This is a genomic window from Streptomyces sp. NPDC041796, from assembly GCF_055590785.1.
In genome coordinates this window covers 293,031-308,467 of sequence record NZ_JBVJAH010000001.1, presented here as the reverse complement: position 1 = coordinate 308,467, position 15,437 = coordinate 293,031, and the positions used below count along the sequence as shown (strand labels likewise).

The window sequence follows — 15,437 nt, the reverse complement described above, 5'->3', positions numbered from 1 at the left end:
ACCGGCTCCCCGCCGGGTGGGAACACCCGTCAGGGCGGTCAGCGCCTGGTCGGAACGCCCGTCAGAGCGGTCACCACCGGATCCAGCGCCTGCTGGATCTCGTCGCCGATGGAGCGGAAGAAGGTGATCGGCGCGCCGTACGGGTCGTTCACCTCGTCCGCCTCCGCGCTGGGGGCCAGGAGCCACCCGCGTAGAGCGGCGGCCGCGCGGACCAGGGCGCGGGCGCGCTCGACCATGCCGTCGCTGAGGGGGTCCGGCAAAGTGGCCGGATCTATCGCCCGTACGAGGCGGGTGAACTCCTTCAGGGTGAACGTCCGCAGCCCCGCCGAGTGGCCCATCGAGATGACCTGGGCGCGGTGGTCACGGGTCGCCGTCAGCACCAGGTCGGCGCGGATGACGTGCTCGTCGAGCAGCTCACGGCCGACGAAGCCGCTGGCGTCCGCGCCGAAGTCGGCGAGGACGATCTCGGCGTTGGCCTCCATGGGGGCGCCCTCGTGGCCCCAGGTGCCGGCGCTCTCCACGATCAGACCGCCGCCCATCGGGTCGCCCAGGCGGTCGCACAGGGCATGGCGGGTCAGCCGCTCGGTGATCGGCGAGCGGCAGACGTTGCCGGTGCTGACGTGGAGGATGCGGAACGAGCCATCCGTGCCTATGCCACGCCCCTCAGGGGCGGTCAATTGGCCACCTCGAGGTCGGGTACCACCTTGCGCAGCTCGTCCACGGACAGGGCACCCGCGCGCAGCAGGACCGGGACCTTGCCGGTGACGTCGACGATCGACGACGGGACGATGCCCGGCGTCGGGCCGCCGTCCAGGTACACCGACACGGAGTCGCCGAGCATGCCCTGCGCGGCGTCGCAGTCCTCCGGCGCCGGGTGGCCGGTCAGGTTGGCCGACGAGACGGCCATCGGGCCGACCTCGGTGAGCAGCTCGATGGCGACCGGGTGCAGCGGCATCCGGATCGCGACGGTGCCGCGGGTGTCGCCGAGGTCCCACTGGAGCGACGGCTGGTGCTTGGCGACGAGCGTCAGGGCGCCCGGCCAGAACGCGTCGACGAGCTCCCAGGCCTGCTCGGTGAAGTCGGTGACCAGGCCGTGCAGGGTGTTCGGGGAGCCGATCAGGACAGGGGTGGGCATGTTGCGGCCACGCCCCTTGGCCTCCAGCAGGTCCGCGACGGCCTCCGCGCTGAAGGCGTCCGCACCGATCCCGTACACGGTGTCGGTGGGCAGCACGACGAGCTCTCCGCGGCGGACGGCGGACGCGGCCTCACGGAGGCCGGTCGTGCGGTCGGTCGCGTCGTTGCAGTCGTATCGCCGAGCCATTTAGCAGGCCTCCTCGTACACGTGCTCTGTTGTCATGGGGTCGCCTTGCGCGCGGTCGCGAAGCGCGGGCGGTTGTTGAGGTCGGGGTGGTCGGCGGCGTCCGTCCAGCCGGCCTCCTCGTTGAAGATCCACGGCACCTGGCCGCCCTGGGTGTCGGCGTGCTCGACGACGACGAGGCCACCGGGGCGCAGCAGCCGGTGGGCGGTGCGCTCGATGCCGCGGATGGTGTCGAGGCCGTCCTCGCCGGAGAAGAGGGCCATCTCCGGGTCGTGGTCGCGGGCCTCGGGCGCGACGTACTCCCACTCGGTGAGGGGGATGTACGGGGGGTTGGAGATGACCAGGTCGACCTGGCCGTCGAGCTCGGGGAGCGCCGTCAGGGCGTCGCCCTGGTGGACGGTGACCCTGGACCCCTCGGCGTTCTTGCGCGTCCACACGAGGGCGTCCTCGGACAGCTCCACGGCGTGGACCCGCGAGCGCGGCACCTCCTGGGCCATGGCGAGCGCGATGGCGCCCGAGCCGGAGCACAGGTCGACGATCAGGGGCTCGACGACGTCCATCGCCCGCACGGCGTCTATGGCCCACCCGACGACCGACTCGGTCTCGGGGCGCGGCACGAAGACACCGGGACCGACCTGGAGCTCCAGGTAACGGAAGAAGGCCCGTCCGGTGATGTGCTGGAGCGGCTCGCGGGCCTCGCGGCGGGCGACGGCCTCCCAGTAGCGGGCGTCGAAGTCCGCGTCCTTGACGTTGTGCAGTTCTCCCCGCTTGACGCCGTGCACGAACGCGGCGAGCTCCTCCGCGTCGAAGCGCGGTGACGGCACGCCTGCGTCGGCCAGCCGCTGGGTGGCTTGGGCCACCTCGGCAAGCAGCACACTGCGGGGGCTTGGGGGTCGCCCCCCAAAATGTTGCTGCACGCTGGTCCTCCGGGCTGAGCGGGTATCGAGTGTTACTGGGCGGCGGCGAGCTTCGCGGCGGAGTCGGCGTCGACGCACGCCTGGATCACCGCGTCGAGCTCACCGTCGAGCACCTGGTCCAAGTTGTACGCCTTGAAGCCGACCCGGTGGTCCGAGATCCGGTTTTCCGGGAAGTTGTACGTCCGGATCTTCTCGGACCGGTCGACGGTACGCACCTGGCTGCGGCGCGCGTCCGCGGCGTTCTTCTCCGCCTCCTCCTGGGCCGCGGCGAGCAGCCTGGAGCGCAGGATACGCATGGCCTGCTCCTTGTTCTGAAGCTGGCTCTTCTCGTTCTGGCAGGAGGCGACGATGCCGGTCGGCAGGTGGGTGATGCGCACGGCGGAGTCGGTGGTGTTGACGGACTGGCCGCCGGGGCCGGAGGACCGGTACACGTCGATGCGCAGGTCGTTGGCGTGGATCTCGACGTCGATCTCCTCGGCCTCGGGCGTCACGAGGACACCGGCGGCGGAGGTGTGGATACGGCCCTGCGACTCGGTGGCGGGCACGCGCTGCACGCGGTGCACCCCGCCCTCGTACTTCAGCCGCGCCCAGACGCCCTGGCCGGGCTCGGTGGCGCCGTTGCCGCCCTTGGTCTTCACGGCGACCTGGACGTCCTTGTAGCCGCCCAGCTCGGACTCGGTGGCATCGATGATCTCGGTCTTCCAGCCGACGCGCTCGGCGTACCGCAGGTACATGCGCAGCAGGTCACCGGCGAACAGGGCGGACTCGTCGCCGCCCGCGCCCGCCTTGATCTCCAGGATGACGTCCTTGTCGTCGCTGGGGTCGCGCGGGACGAGCAGCAGCCGCAGCTTGTCGGTCAGCTCCTCGCGCTGCTTCTCCAGCTCCTTGACCTCGGCGGCGAAGTCGGGGTCGACCTGCGCGTACTCGCGGGCGGTTTCGATGTCCTCGCCGGTCTGCTTCCAGGAGCGGTACGTGCCGACGATCGGGGTCAGCTCGGCGTAGCGCTTGTTGAGCTTGCGGGCGTTGGCCTGGTCGGCGTGGACCGAAGGGTCGGCAAGCTTCTTCTCGAGATCGGCGTGCTCGCCGATCAGTTCCTCGACCGCCTCGAACATCGGGGGCTCCTGGTTTCGCGGATGTGGCTGCTGTGGAAGACGGCAAAGCGCCGGTCCCGGCCACCCCGACGCGCGGGGCGGCCGGAGACCGGCGCAGTGGCTCGCTACTTGGAGGAGCCGGCAGCCTTCTTGCCGAAGCGGGCCTCGAAGCGGGCCACACGGCCACCGGTGTCGAGGATCTTCTGCTTGCCCGTGTAGAACGGGTGGCACTCGGAGCAGACCTCGGCACGGATGTTGCCGCCCTGGATCGTGCTACGGGTGGTGAACGACGCGCCACAGGTGCAGCTGACCTGCGTCTCGACGTACTCGGGGTGGATGTCGCGCTTCAAGGTGTCTCCTAGTTTCGGGAGGGCGCCGGGTCGCACGTGCGGGATGCGCGTGCGTGAACCGGGGCCGACGTACCAGTCTGCCAGGACCGGCCGTATCTCCCAAAACCGGGGTCGGACCGGATCTATTCCGGCCTACTTCACCACGCCCGCGGCGCCGCCGGTCGCGGCGTCCTTGGTGGCGGAGGCGGGGATCGGCCGGTCCGCCTTGAGGGCGGCCCAGACCTGCTGGGACTGGGCCTTCAGCGGGATGACGCGGTTGAGGTCGGCCGGATCGTACTGGACCGGCAGCGTGACCATGTGGACGTCGTCGGCGCCGAGCTGCCCCAGCCCCCGGGCGAAGTCGGCGAGCTCCTTGACGGAGTCGAGCTCGGAGTCGGGCCTGATCGCCTTGGTGGCGGTGTCGGCGATGCCCCACAGCTTCTTGGGGCTGCTGAAGACGCCGACGCTCTTGGCCTGCTCGATGAAGGCCTTCATGAAGGCCTGCTGGAGCTGTATTCGGCCGAGGTCGCTGCCGTCACCGACGCCCTTGCGGGTGCGGACGAGGCCGAGGGCCTGCTCGCCGGTCAGGGTGTGGGGCCCGGCGGTCAGCTCGAGGTGGCTGCTCTTGTCGGTGATCGGCTTGGTGGTGGTGATCTCCACGCCGCCGAGCTCGTCGATGAGCTTCTTGAAGCCGGTGAAGTCGACCTCGATGTAGTGGTCCATGCGGATGCCGGACATCTTCTCGACGGTCTTGACCGCGCAGGCCGGGCCGCCGACCTCGTACGCCGTGTTGAACATCGCCTTGCGCCGGCCGGGGACGCTCGCACCGGTCTTGTCGGTGCAGTCGGGGCGCTCGATGATCGTGTCGCGCGGTACGGAGACGACGCTGGCCTTCTTGTGGCCCTCGTACACGTGCAGGATCATCGCGGTGTCGGAGCGGGCGGCGCCCTCGTCCCTGCCGTACTCGCCGTTGGCCCCGGCCCGGGTGTCGGAGCCGAGGACCAGGATGTCCAGGGAACCGTTGTCGACGTCCTGCGGGCGGTCGTCGTCGCGCAGCTGGCCGTTGATGTCGACGCTGTCGATGTTGCCGTTGAGCGTGAAGTACACGTAACCGAGTCCGCACCCGCTGACCAGCACCAGTCCGGCAGCGGACCAGGCGGCGACGGTGAGCGCCTTGCGCCCCTTGCCCACCTGCCGACGGCGGCGCCCGGTGGCTCGTATTCGGCTGGTCTTGTTGCCCTGCTCGGCCATGGTCTCCTCAGTCCTCGCTGGTTCCGCTACCCCCAGCTGTGGTGATCAGGCACTGCTCGGCCTGTCAGACGGGGAAGCGGCCCAAAGGGTTGCACGGGCGGCTGAGGGCTCCCGAAGAACGCACTGCGCCCACCGCGCGGGTGCGCGATGGGTGCGGAAGCGGCTTCACCTGCGGTTTCGTGGGGAGTGGCCGCGTACGCCGGAGGCAGCCGCCGGCCCGTCGGCGTGGCGAACGTCGCAATCGGACGTCACTTCCCGAGTCTGATGTCGAAGGCGCAGCCGACGATCTGCTCGTACTTCTCCCCGTCCTGCTCGTACTGGAAGCGGCAGCCCCGGCCTTCTTCCCCGATCGGTCCGGTGATCCTCAAGTGCGCCGCGTAGTAGTGGGCGCTGAACGAGCCGGGCTCCACGACCACCCCGGCCGCGGAATGGTCCCGGAGCCGGCTGAACCGCGGCATGTGCGGGGTGCCCTCCCTGCCCAGGAGGGGCACCCCGCCCGTGTCGTCCAGATCGAACGCGGGGTAGTCCACGACGTCCACACCGTCGGGGACGTCGATCAGTTCCACCGCGGTGATGCGCAGCGGACGGCTGCTCTGGTTGTAGGGCACCGGCATGGCGAACCACCACTCCTCCCCCAACCGTGCGTGGTCGAATCCGGCCACCCCCTGCGCCTGTTGTCCGCCATGAATGGCGTCCCCGGCCCGTCGGCCGTCGAACGCGGGCGAGCCCGACCATCCGGCCAGGAGCCCCGCCGCAACCACGACGAGGGCGAGCACAGCCTTGGTACGCACGGGAGAGTGGCCTTCCGCTTGGTCAGGCGCCGCTTGCGCAGGCGCGCCTGTGCCCGCCGTGCGGTGCACGGCGGGCACAGGGTCATGGTGGAGTGGGCGGCTCAGCCGAACAGGTTGTACGCCTGCCAGCCGGTGCCGAAGTCCTTGCGGGCGAGGAAGCCGCCCCGGCCGTTGCCCGGGTACAGCCAGAGCTTGCCGGCCGTGTCACGGGCGAGGACGTCGGCGACGCCGTCGCTGTTGACGTCACCGGTGGTGACCAGGGCGTTCATGGAGCCGAAGGCCCCGACGAGGACCGGCGCGGCCCACGGCTTGGTGGCGACACCGGTGCCCTTGTAGAGGTAGGTCTTGCCGTCCGTGGCGCGGGCGAAGATGTCGGCCTTGCCGTCGTTGGTGAAGTCGCCGTGGCCGCGGATCATCGTGTACTTGCCCCAGCCGGTGCCGACGGAGACGGGGGCGTTGAAGCCGCCGTTGCCGCGGCCCGGGTAGACGCGCATGGTGCCGGCCGAGTCGACGGCGATCATGTCGGGCAGTTCGTCACCGGTGACGTCGCCGGGGGTCAGAATCGCCTTGTGCTTGCCCCAGGCCTTGGCGACGAGCTTGCTCTCCCACTTGCTCGTGGCGGGGACCCAGTGGTCCCAGTAGACGTCGCCGTTGTAGCGGTTCAGCACGTCCGCGTAGTCGTCGCGGTCGAGGTCGTTCTGGAGGGCCAGGGTGTAGCCGCTCCAGTTGCCCAGGTTCTCCGTGCGGCTCATCGAGGTGACCTTCGACGTCCACGCGAACATGGTGGAGTCGGAGGTGCGGCGGGCCAGCAGGTCGGCGGTGTGGTCGCTGCTCCAGTTGGCGTCGTCGACACGGGCCTGGACCGGCGCCGAGTACGTGGAGACCTTCGCGTACACGCCGTACTTGCCCTCGGCGGAGCAGTTCTCGTCGCCCCACGACACGATGCCGACGAGACGGCCGCTGACGACCAGCGGGCCGCCGGAGTCACCGTTGCAGGTGGTCTCGCTGGTCTCGTCGCTGCCGGTCGGCGCGGCACCCGCGCACAGCATGTGGCCCTTGATGAAGCCGTCGGGGTAGGCGGCGGCGCAGTTGGTGTCCGAGACGATGTCCGCGTCGGCGACCTTCAGCGTCTGCGAAGCGCTGTTGGGGTTCGTCGAGCTGGTGCGACCCCAGCCGTACACCTTGCCGTCGAGACCCGCCTGGTACAGCGCGCCATCCGTCGGCTGCGCGAGCGGCAGCGGCTTGACGGAGACGGCCGACGTCAGCGTGAGCACGGCAACGTCGGCGTCGAGCGTGTAGGGGCTGTACGACGGGTGGTTCCACTGGCGGTACGCGCCGACGCGCTGGCCACCGTGGTAGTTCATGGAGCCGTCGGCGTTCTTGGTGGGCAGCTGGTCCGTGCCCACGACGACCGTGCCCGTCTCGTACCACTTGATGCCCTTGACGCAGTGCGCCGCGGTGAGCACCTTCGTCGGGGCGATGACGGCGCCGCCGCAGAAGTAGCCCGCGCCGGTGCTGTCCTTGAAGTGGAGCTGCGCCATCCAGGGGGCGGTCGAGATGGTGGTCTCGGAGCCGCCGATGATGCGGGCGCTGGGCGCACCGTCACTGTCGGAGGCGGCGGCGTCCGGCTCCTTGACCAGGGACCGCTCGCTCTTGGCGTCGGCCTGCATGGCCTGGGCGACGCGCTTGTCCAGCTCGCTCTTCGACGGCTCGGCGGGCTTCTGCGCGTCCACGCCGATCCGTGAGCCCTCACCCGCCTCCGCGGAGTCCGAGCCGGTGACCGCGATGCCCGCTCCCACCAGGGCGACGACTGCGGCCGCGGCCGGCAGCGCCAGTGTCATACGGCGCCGGTGACGGCCGCCGCGCGTGCGTATCTGCACTGAGTAAACCCCTTGGGTCGACCCGGCGCAGCGCGACCGCCGCACCGGAAGAATCCATGACGGTGGCGGGGCATCACTGATGTGCGGGCAGCAAGCCGGAAAACCCCCCTGGCCTCGGCTCGTGCTGCGCGGCGGAATCCCCCCACGTCGATGGGAGGATGCTACGCCTGTCAAGTACTGGTTGACCAGCGGCGGGTGAGAAACCCGTGAAAAACGGTCCGCCCCGTCACCGGAGTGACGGGGCGGACCGTTATGTCCTTCTGATACGACGTCAGTCGTTGCCGTTGCCGGCCGACGGGGTCGTCTTCTGGATCTGGAGCAGGAACTCGGCGTTCGACTTCGTCTGCTTCATCTTGTCGAGCAGCAGCTCGATCGCCTGCTGCTGGTCGAGCGCGTGCAGCACCCGGCGCAGCTTCCAGACGATGGCGAGCTCCTCGCTGCCCAGCAGGATCTCCTCCTTGCGGGTGCCGGACGCGTCGACGTCCACCGCCGGGAAGATGCGCTTGTCGGCGAGCTTCCGGTCGAGCTTGAGCTCCATGTTGCCGGTGCCCTTGAACTCCTCGAAGATCACCTCGTCCATGCGCGAGCCGGTGTCGACCAGCGCGGTGGCCAGGATCGTCAGCGAGCCGCCGTCCTCGATGTTGCGCGCGGCACCGAAGAAGCGCTTCGGCGGGTAGAGCGCGGTCGAGTCGACACCACCGGACAGGATGCGGCCGGAGGCGGGCGCCGCGAGGTTGTACGCACGGCCCAGGCGGGTGATGGAGTCCAGCAGGACGACCACGTCGTGACCCAGCTCCACGAGGCGCTTGGCGCGCTCGATGGCCAGCTCGGCGACGGTGGTGTGGTCCTCGGCGGGGCGGTCGAAGGTCGAGGAGATGACCTCGCCCTTGACCGACCGCTGCATGTCGGTGACCTCTTCCGGACGCTCGTCGACCAGGACGACCATCAGGTGGCACTCGGGGTTGTTCGTGGTGATCGCGTTGGCGACCGCCTGCATGATCATGGTCTTGCCGGTCTTCGGCGGGGCCACGATCAGGCCTCGCTGGCCCTTGCCGATCGGCGACACGAGGTCGATGATCCGCGTGGTCAGCACACCCGGGTCGGTCTCCAGACGGAGCCGGTCCTGCGGGTAGAGCGGGGTCAGCTTGTTGAACTCGGGGCGCCCGCGGCCGGAGTCGGCGGCCATGCCGTTGGCCGAGTCCAGACGGACCAGCGCGTTGAACTTCTCGCGGCGCTCGCCCTCCTTCGGCTGGCGCACGGCACCGGTGATGTGGTCACCCTTGCGCAGGCCGTTCTTGCGGACCTGGGCGAGCGAGACGTACACGTCGTTCGGGCCCGGCAGGTAGCCGGAGGTCCGGATGAACGCGTAGTTGTCGAGGATGTCCAGGATGCCCGCGACGGGGATCAGGACGTCGTCCTCGGAGACCTGCGGCTCACCGGTCGCGAAGTCGTCGCGGCCACGACGGCCACGGCGGTCGCGGTAGCGGCCACGGCGACCACGGCGGCCGCCCTCGTCGTCGAAGTCGTCCTGCGGGCCGGCCTGGCCGCCCTGCTGGCCGCCCTGGCGCTGCTGGCGCTGGCCGCCCTGCTGGTCGTCGCCCTTGCCGCCGCGGTCGCGCTGACGGTCGCGCTGACGGTCCCGGCGGTCGCCGCGGTCACCGCGGTCACCGCCGCGCTCGCCACGGTCACGCTGACGGTCCCGGCGGCTGCCCTCGGCGGTGTCGACGGACGCCTCGGCCTTGGCCTCGGGCTGCGCGTCGGTCCTCGTCTCGGTCCTGGCCTCCGTACGGACGTCCGTGCGGACCTCGGTCCGGACGTCGCCCTCGGGGCTGCCGGCGGGCGCGGTGGCGCGGCGACGGCGGCGCTCGCCCACGGGCTGGTCGTCGCTGGCAGGCTGACCGGGGATCTCGATCTGCTGCTGCGCCACGACCTTGTCGGCCTTGTCGGCGGCCTTCTCGGCCTTGGCGGCGGTCTTGTCGACGGCCTTGTCCGCGGCCTTGTCGGCGGCGTCGTCGCCCGTACGGGCCTTGGAGGTGGCGCGACGCTTCGGCTTCGTCTCGGCGGCACCGGCCGCGTCGGCGGTCTTGGGCGCGGAGGCGCCGCCTCCGGCCTGCGCCTCCTTGATGACCTCGATCAGCTGGCTCTTGCGCATCCGCGCGGTGCCCCTGATGCCGAGGCCTGACGCGACCTGCTGCAGCTCGGCCAGGACCATGCCCTCGAGGCCGGTGCCGGAGCGGCGGCGCCGTGACGTGGTGCCAGTGGCAGCACCTGCGGCGGGCGCGGCGGTGTCGACACTGTTGTCGGCAGTCACGCCCATCAGATCGGTGGTGTCGCTCACGAAGGGTCCTTCCCTGGAGCGGACGTCGGCCTTCTGGCTCGGCGACCGGTTGTGCTGTCCGACAGCGGTCCTTGATCGGTGGACCGAGTCGGGGCGGTGGTCCCGCCGGGTACGGCGGAGAAGAAAAGACGTGCTGGGTTCCGGCCCGAGGCCCCCTGCTCGGCCCGCTCCTGGGAAAAGCGAGGGGTGTCGCGCGCCGGTTCCGGAGCGTGCTCGAAACTGCTCAGGCAGGCTGCTCAGGCAGTGGAGGAGGCTCCCGGAAGAATGGTGGTCCCGGATGGGGACACTCAGCACCGCGCCACAAAGACGTCGGGTGCAGACTCGAGGTTAACACTACCGGCTCCAACAAACATTCCCCCTCTCCAACACCGGCAACCGTGTTCTACGGGGCGAGCGGCAGAACGCTCGCACCCGAGACGTCGAGGGCCAGCCTGTTGGCCGCCCAGCCCTCGCCCGCCAGCCGCGCGACCTTTTCCGCCGCGCCGTCCTCGGCCAGCGCGAGGACCGTGGGGCCCGCGCCGGAGATGACCGCGGGAACGCCGTCCGCGCGCAGTCGGTTCACCAGAGTGATGCTCTCCGGCATCGCGGGAGCCCGGTACTCCTGGTGCAGGCGGTCCTCGGTGGCGGCCAGCAGCAGCTCGGGGCGCCTGGTCAGGGCCTCGACGAGCAGTGCGGCACGGCCGGCGTTGACCGCGGCGTCCACGTGGGGGACGGTACGCGGCAGCAGGCCGCGGGCGGTCTCGGTGAGCACCGGCTTTCCGGGCACGAAAACCACCGGAACGATGGAATCGGCGGGATCCATCCTGATCGCCCGGGCTGCGCCGCCCTCGGTCCAGGCGAGCGTGAAGCCGCCGAGCAGGCACGCGGCCACGTTGTCGGGGTGGCCCTCGATCTCGGTGGCGAGTTCCAGCAGCGCGGCGTCGTCGAGCCTGGCGTCGCCGCCTATGGTCACCGCGCGGGCGGCGACGATGCCGGCGCAGATGGCGGCCGAGGAGGAGCCGAGGCCCCTGCCGTGCGGGATGCGGTTGGCGCAGACGACCTCGAGGCCGCGCGGCTGTCCGCCGAGCAGGTCGAAGGCCGTGCGCATGGAGCGTACGAGCAGATGGCTCTCGTCGCGCGGAAGGTTGTCGGCGCCCTCCCCGGCGATGTCGATGTGCAGCCCGGCGTCGGCGACCCGGACGACGACGTCGTCGTACAGCCCCAGCGACAGGCCGAGGGCGTCGAAGCCCGGGCCGAGGTTGGCGCTGGTGGCGGGAACGCGCACCCGGACGGCGGCGGCGCGGAACGCGGGACCGGCCATCGTGCGATGACTCTCCTTGGATCTGACGACGAGGTAGTCGAGGGGTTTTCGAGGTGTGGGGGTTTCGGGGTTCTACGAGAGGTACGAAGTCTTACGAGAGCTACGAAGACCCATGGGCCGCAGTGGCATCAACGGCAACAGCACCGCGGCATATGCGGCGGGGTGGGTTCGGTACAGCCTATCGAAGGAAGGTTCCGTGGCGACATAGGGCGCACAGGAGGCGCACGATGCGTGTCGCGAGCCGTCCTGTGCTTCTGTGTACGGCGCCGTGCGGGTTGCGGTTTTCGGCCAAGTTCTCACCCGCCCGATCGGGACCGGCCGGGACGCCGACCGGGACCGGGTCGGAGCCCGGCCGGTGCCCCGGCCGCCGCTCAGGCCAGACCGAGCCGCTCCGCGGCGGTGGCCGCGTCGACCGGCACGGTGACCGGCTGGGGCGCTCCGGCGACCGCCCAGTCCGGGTCCTTGAGGCCGTTTCCGGTCACGGTGCACACGATCGTCTGTCCCGGGTCCACCTTGCCCTGTTCCGCCGCCTTCAGCAGACCGGCCACCGAAGCGGCGGACGCGGGCTCCACGAAGACGCCCTCCTGCGAGGCCAACAGCCGGTAGGCGCGCAGAATCTCACGGTCCGTCACCTCATCGATGAAACCGCCCGACTCGTCCCGCGCGGCCAGCGCGTAGTTCCAGGAGGCCGGGTTGCCGATCCGGATCGCGGTGGCGATGGTCGACGGGTCCTTGACCACCTCGCCGCGCACGATCGGCGCGGAGCCGGACGCCTGGAAGCCCCACATACGGGGCGTACGGGTGGAGATCCGGTCCGCCGCGTACTCCTTGTAGCCCTTCCAGTAGGCCGTGATGTTGCCGGCGTTGCCGACGGGGAGGACGTGGATGTCGGGGGCGTTGCCCAGCATGTCCACGATCTCGAACGCGGCGGTCTTCTGGCCCTCGATACGGACCGGGTTGACCGAATTGACCAGCGCCACCGGGTAGTTGTCGGACAGCGCGCGGGCCAGCGTCAGGCAGTCGTCGAAGTTGCCGTCGACCTGGAGGATCTTGGCGCCGTGCACGAGGGCCTGGCCCATCTTGCCGAGCGCGATCTTGCCCTGCGGGACGAGGACGGCGGACACCATGCCCGCGCGCACGGCGTACGCGGCCGCCGAGGCGGACGTGTTGCCGGTGGAGGCGCAGATGACGGCCTGCGCGCCCTCCTCCTTGGCCCGGGTGATGGCCATGGTCATCCCGCGGTCCTTGAAGGAGCCGGTGGGGTTGGCGCCCTCGACCTTCAGGTGGACCTCGCACCCCGTGCGCTCGGAGAGCACCTGCGCGGGCACGAGCGGCGTGCCACCCTCACGGAGCGTGACGACCGGGGTGGTGTCCGTGACCGGCAGCCGGTCGCGGTACTCCTCGATGATTCCGCGCCACTGGTGAGTCATTGCTGGTTACTCTCCTTCGACCCGCATGATGCTGGCGACACCACGCACGGTGTCGAGCTTGCGTAGCGCCTCGACGGTCCCCGAGAGGGCGGCGTCGGGCGCGCGGTGGGTGACGACGACGAGGTCGGCCTCGCCGTCCTTGCCCTGCTGGCGCACCGTATCGATGGATACGCCGTGCTCGGCGAAGACCGTCGCGACCTGGGCGAGGACGCCCGGCTTGTCGGCCACGTCGAGGCTGATGTGGTACCGCGTCACCACGTCGCCCATGGGGCTGACGGGAAGCTGGGTGTACGCGGACTCGCCGGGCCCCGTCGCGTCGTTGAGGCGGTTGCGGCAGACGGCGACGAGGTCGCCGAGTACGGCGGACGCGGTCGGCGAACCGCCGGCGCCGGGCCCGTAGAACATCAGCTGGCCGGCGGCGTCCGCCTCGACGAACACGGCGTTGTACGCGCCGCGCACCGAGGCCAGCGGGTGGCTGAGCGGGATCATCGCGGGGTGCACGCGCGCGGTGACGGACCCGCCGTCGGCCGCCCGCTCGCAGATGGCGAGCAGCTTGATGGTGCAGCCCATGCGCTTGGCGGAGGCGAAGTCGGCGGCGGTGACCTCGGTCATGCCCTCGCGGTACACGTCTTCGAGGCGTACGCGCGTGTGGAAGGCGATCCCGGCGAGGATGGCGGCCTTGGCGGCGGCGTCGAAGCCCTCGACGTCGGCGGTCGGGTCGGCCTCCGCGTACCCGAGGGCGGTGGCCTCGTCGAGGGCCTCGGAGTACCCGGCCCCGGACGTGTCCATCTTGTCGAGGATGAAGTTCGTCGTGCCGTTCACGATGCCCAGTACCCGGTTGACCTTGTCGCCGGCGAGGGACTCGCGCAGCGGGCGGATCAGCGGGATGGCGCCGGCGACGGCCGCCTCGTAGTACAGGTCCCGGCCGTGCTGCTCGGCCGCCGCGTACAGGCTCTGGCCCTCCTGGGCGAGGAGCGCCTTGTTCGCCGACACCACGGAGGCGCCGTGCTCGAACGCGGTGGTGATCAGCGTACGGGCGGGCTCGATGCCTCCGATGACCTCGACGACGACGTCGATGTCCCCGCGTTTGACCAGGGCGGTCGCGTCGGTGGTGATGAGCTCCTGCGGGATGCCCTCACGCACCTTGGAGGGCCGGCGGACGGCGACACCGGCGAGCTCGACCGGAGCGCCGATGCGCGCCGCGAGGTCGTCGGCGTGCGTCGTCATGATGCGCGCCACCTCTGAGCCGACCACTCCACAGCCCAGCAGCGCCACCTTCAGCGGACGCGTACGCATCATCCGACCTCACTTCTCATACTTCTACGGTGTGGACCAGTCTCACTCACCGGACGGAAGTTTCTCCCTTCCGTCCGGATTATGAGACATCTATTTCATCAGCCGACATCGAGGCGCAGAAGATCTTCCTCTGTCTCGCGCCGGACGATCACGCGCGCCTCGCCGTCGCGGACGGCGACGACGGGCGGGCGAAGTGCGTGGTTGTAGTTGCTGGCCATGGAACGGCAGTACGCGCCGGTGGCCGGTACGGCGATGAGATCACCCGGCGCGAGGTCGGCCGGCAGGAACGCGTCCTTGACCACGATGTCGCCACTCTCACAGTGCTTGCCGACGACCCGGCTGAGCATCGGCTCGGCGTCGCTCGTCCTGGACACCAGGGAGACGGAGTACTCGGCGTCGTACAGGGCGGTACGGATGTTGTCCGACATGCCGCCGTCGACACTCACGTACGTCCGCAGCCCGGCGAGCTGCTTGACGGTGCCGACCTCGTACAGCGTGAACGCGGTCGGCCCGACGATGGCGCGCCCCGGCTCGACGGAGATGCGCGGCGTCGCCAGCCCGGCCGCCTCGCACTCCCGGGTGACGATGTCGGTGAGCGCCTTGGCGATCTCGTGCGGCTCGCGCGGGTCGTCGTCGGAGGTGTACGCGATGCCGAGGCCGCCGCCGAGGTCGATCTCCGGCAGCTCCACGCCGTGCTCGTCGCGGACCTGCTTGAGCAGCCCGACCACCCGGTGGGCGGCCACCTCGAAGCCGGAGGTGTCGAAGATCTGCGACCCGATGTGGGAGTGGATGCCGATGAGCTCCAGCCCGTCGAGCCGCAGCGCGCGCCGGACGGCCTCCGCCGCCTCCCCGCCCGCGAGCGCGATACCGAACTTCTGGTCCTCGTGAGCCGTGGCGATGAACTCGTGCGTGTGCGCCTCGACGCCCACGGTCACCCGGATCTGGACCTTCTGGCGCCTGCCCAGGCTCTGGGCGATGTGCGCCACCCGCACGATCTCCTGGAAGGAGTCGAGCACGATGCGGCCGACGCCGGAGCGCACGGCCCGCTCGATCTCCTCCTCGGACTTGTTGTTGCCGTGGAACGCGATCCGCTCGGCCGGCATACCGGCGTCGAGAGCGGTGGTCAGCTCCCCACCGGAGCACACGTCGAGGTTGAGCCCCTCTTCCTCCAGCCACCGCACCACGGCCCGGCTCAGGAAGGCCTTCCCCGCGTAGAACACATCGGCGTCCTTGCCGAAGGCCTCGGCCCAGGCGCGGCAGCGGGCGCGGAAGTCGGTCTCGTCGAGGAAGTAGGCGGGGGTGCCGAACTCCTCGGCGAGCGCGGTCACGGTCAGGCCGCCGACGGTGAGGACCCCGTCCTCGTTCCGGGTGACGGTACGGGACCAGACCTTCTCGTCGAGCCGGTTGAGGTCGGCGGGCGGGGCGGAGTAGTGGCCCTCGGGGAGGACATCGGCGTGGCGGGGCCCGGCGGGGTGTGCGGAACGGCTCATTTCTCT

The 15,437-nt window shown here is 70.5% G+C and carries 13 protein-coding genes; all 13 read right to left on the bottom strand.

Annotated features, from left to right (window positions below; translation table 11 throughout):
• Positions 1–38: 38 nt before the first annotated feature.
• The 13 genes from ACZ6C1_RS01405 to lysA all read right to left on the bottom strand — a co-directional run bounded on the left by ACZ6C1_RS01405 (position 39) and on the right by lysA (position 15,431).
• The gene (locus tag ACZ6C1_RS01405; RefSeq protein ID WP_469236603.1) at positions 39–677 is read right to left on the bottom strand and encodes an arsenate reductase/protein-tyrosine-phosphatase family protein; all 639 of its coding nucleotides are present in this window, start codon (positions 675–677) and stop codon (positions 39–41) included.
• The gene (locus ACZ6C1_RS01400; RefSeq protein WP_469236602.1) at positions 674–1,321 is read right to left on the bottom strand and encodes an L-threonylcarbamoyladenylate synthase; all 648 of its coding nucleotides are present in this window, start codon (positions 1,319–1,321) and stop codon (positions 674–676) included. Before ACZ6C1_RS01400 ends, ACZ6C1_RS01405 begins: the two co-directional genes overlap by 4 nt.
• Before the next feature lie 32 nt (positions 1,322–1,353).
• Positions 1,354–2,235, bottom strand: coding sequence for a peptide chain release factor N(5)-glutamine methyltransferase (prmC, locus tag ACZ6C1_RS01395; protein WP_469236600.1), 882 nt, complete (start codon positions 2,233–2,235; stop codon positions 1,354–1,356).
• Positions 2,236–2,267: 32 nt separating this feature from the next.
• Positions 2,268–3,347: a peptide chain release factor 1 gene (gene prfA / locus ACZ6C1_RS01390; RefSeq protein ID WP_064071840.1), complete on the bottom strand. Its 1,080-nt coding sequence runs from the start codon at positions 3,345–3,347 to the stop codon at positions 2,268–2,270.
• Between the two features lie 104 nt (positions 3,348–3,451).
• A complete protein-coding gene (gene rpmE / locus ACZ6C1_RS01385; RefSeq protein WP_469236598.1) occupies positions 3,452–3,676 on the bottom strand; it encodes a 50S ribosomal protein L31 in 225 nt (74 codons plus the stop codon).
• A 132-nt stretch (positions 3,677–3,808) separates the two neighbouring features.
• A complete protein-coding gene (locus ACZ6C1_RS01380; RefSeq protein ID WP_469236597.1) occupies positions 3,809–4,906 on the bottom strand; it encodes an LCP family protein in 1,098 nt (365 codons plus the stop codon).
• A gap of 248 nt (positions 4,907–5,154) precedes the next feature.
• Entirely contained in the window at positions 5,155–5,697 is a 543-nt protein-coding gene (locus ACZ6C1_RS01375; RefSeq protein WP_469236595.1) for a hypothetical protein, read from the bottom strand.
• A 101-nt stretch (positions 5,698–5,798) separates the two neighbouring features.
• Positions 5,799–7,577, bottom strand: a complete 1,779-nt coding sequence (locus tag ACZ6C1_RS01370; protein WP_469236594.1) for a trypsin-like serine protease — start codon at positions 7,575–7,577, stop codon at positions 5,799–5,801.
• A 271-nt stretch (positions 7,578–7,848) separates the two neighbouring features.
• Positions 7,849–9,915 (bottom strand): transcription termination factor Rho, encoded by a 2,067-nt coding sequence (gene rho / locus ACZ6C1_RS01365; RefSeq protein ID WP_469236592.1) that lies wholly within the window; start codon positions 9,913–9,915, stop codon positions 7,849–7,851.
• A gap of 382 nt (positions 9,916–10,297) precedes the next feature.
• A complete protein-coding gene (gene thrB / locus ACZ6C1_RS01360) occupies positions 10,298–11,215 on the bottom strand; it encodes a homoserine kinase (protein ID WP_469236590.1) in 918 nt (305 codons plus the stop codon).
• 371 nt (positions 11,216–11,586) lie between these two features.
• Positions 11,587–12,645 carry a threonine synthase gene (gene thrC / locus ACZ6C1_RS01355; protein ID WP_469236588.1) on the bottom strand — a complete coding sequence of 353 codons (1,059 nt, stop codon included), beginning with the start codon at positions 12,643–12,645 and terminating at the stop codon, positions 11,587–11,589.
• Positions 12,646–12,651: 6 nt separating this feature from the next.
• Positions 12,652–13,944, bottom strand: coding sequence for a homoserine dehydrogenase (locus ACZ6C1_RS01350; protein ID WP_469236587.1), 1,293 nt, complete (start codon positions 13,942–13,944; stop codon positions 12,652–12,654).
• A gap of 95 nt (positions 13,945–14,039) precedes the next feature.
• Positions 14,040–15,431: a diaminopimelate decarboxylase gene (gene lysA / locus ACZ6C1_RS01345; RefSeq protein WP_469236585.1), complete on the bottom strand. Its 1,392-nt coding sequence runs from the start codon at positions 15,429–15,431 to the stop codon at positions 14,040–14,042.
• Positions 15,432–15,437: the final 6 nt, after the last annotated feature.